The sequence below is a fragment of the Aeromonas sp. ZOR0002 genome (assembly GCF_963866995.1).
Classification (GTDB): domain Bacteria; phylum Pseudomonadota; class Gammaproteobacteria; order Enterobacterales; family Aeromonadaceae; genus Aeromonas; species Aeromonas caviae.
Map to the genome: position 1 here is coordinate 1 of NZ_CAWMFQ010000153.1, position 1,636 is coordinate 1,636.

A 1,636-nucleotide genomic window follows, 5' to 3' on the forward strand; every position below is an offset into this window, starting at 1 on the left:
CAACGCAGCAGGTCGTAACCAACCGGATGCCGGCGAGCGAGCCCTATCGCGTCGGTGAGGGCGGCGCCCCGGTCAGCAGCGTCGGCAGCGCCTCCGGTGCCGGCGTGATCAAACCTTACAAGGTCGCAGCCCAGGAGCCGAGTGCGCCGGTAGCCAGCGTGCAGAGCAACGACAAGTCCAACATGATCCGCCACGTGGTGACCCGTGGTCAGAGTCTCTCCCGGCTCGCCGAGAAACACGGGGTGAGTCAGGCGCGACTGGTGGAGATCAACAAGCTCAAGTCACGGGACATCCAGATAGGGCAGGTGCTCTATATTCCGCGAAAATAGCGCGGGCTGAAGAACGCCGCTCTTCTCTGCCGATGGCAGGGAGGGGCGGTGAGCGTTGATGGCGCCAGGTCCACCTCTTCCCCTTTTTCATCTGCAGGAGCAAGCGATGCCAATCCGTATATTGCCGCCGATTCTGGCCAACCAGATTGCTGCCGGTGAGGTCGTGGAGCGGCCCTCCTCCGTGGTGAAGGAACTGGTGGAAAACAGCCTGGATGCGGGGGCTGACCGGGTCGAGATCGACATCGACAAGGGAGGCGCCAAGCTTATCCGCATTCGTGACAACGGCTGCGGTGTCGCCAGGGATGAGCTGGTGCTGGCGCTGTCGCGCCACGCCACCTCCAAGGTGGCGACCCTGGACGATCTGGAAGGGATCAACAGCCTGGGCTTTCGCGGGGAGGCGCTCGCCTCCATCAGCTCCGTCTCCCGCCTCACCTTCACCTCCCGTACGGCAGAGCAGAGCGAGGCCTGGCAGGCCCAGGCGGAAGGGCGTGAGATGAGCGTCACCGTGAAGCCGGCGGCCCACCCGGTGGGCACCACGGTGGAGGTGGTGGATCTCTTCTTCAACACCCCGGCGCGGCGCAAGTTCATGCGCAGCGAAAAGACCGAATTTGCCCACATCGACGAGCTGGTGCGCCGCATCGCGCTCTCCCGCTTCGACGTCACCCTGATCCTGCGCCACAACGGCAAGGTGGTGCGCCAGTACAAGGCGGCCAACACGGTGGAGGAGCAGGAGCGTCGCCTCGCCGCCGTCTGCGGCTCCCCCTTCATGCACCATGCCCTGGCGGTATCGAGCGAACACAGCGACGTGCGGTTGTGGGGCTGGCTGGCCACTCCGGCAGGGGCCAGGCCGCAGAACGACCTGCAATACACCTATGTCAATGGCCGCATGATGCGGGACAAGCTCATCAATCACGCCATCCGCCAGGCCTATGACGAGCTGCTGCCCGCCGATCGCTTCGCGGCCTATGTGCTTTATATCGAGCTGGATCCCCGCCAGGTGGACGTCAACGTCCATCCGGCCAAGCACGAAGTGCGTTTCCATCAGGCGCGTCTCATCCACGATTTCATCTTCCAGGCGCTGTTTACCGCCCTGCGACAGGACGGGGCAGGGAGCGCCACCGATGCACCTCTGGCCGAGACCCAGGTCGAGCTGCCGGGCAGCCCGGAGATCACCTATCCGGGTCAGGCGCCGCGTACCGAGTGGTACGGTGCCGAACATGGCTATCGGGCTCCTGCCTCTGCACGAGATGGCGACGGCGTGCGGGAAGGCGGTGGTGGCAGGGGAGGACACTACCAGCCTCCCGAAC

The 1,636-nt window shown here is 64.9% G+C and carries 2 protein-coding genes; both read left to right on the forward strand.

Annotated features, from left to right (window positions below; translation table 11 throughout):
* Positions 1–329 (forward strand): LysM peptidoglycan-binding domain-containing protein (locus AACR77_RS09215; RefSeq protein WP_042880939.1); only part of this gene is annotated, 329 nt, incomplete at its 5' end.
* Between the two features lie 106 nt (positions 330–435).
* Positions 436–1,636, forward strand: a 1,201-nt coding sequence (mutL, locus tag AACR77_RS09220; RefSeq protein WP_042880940.1) for a DNA mismatch repair endonuclease MutL, incomplete at its 3' end; no start/stop codon positions are given.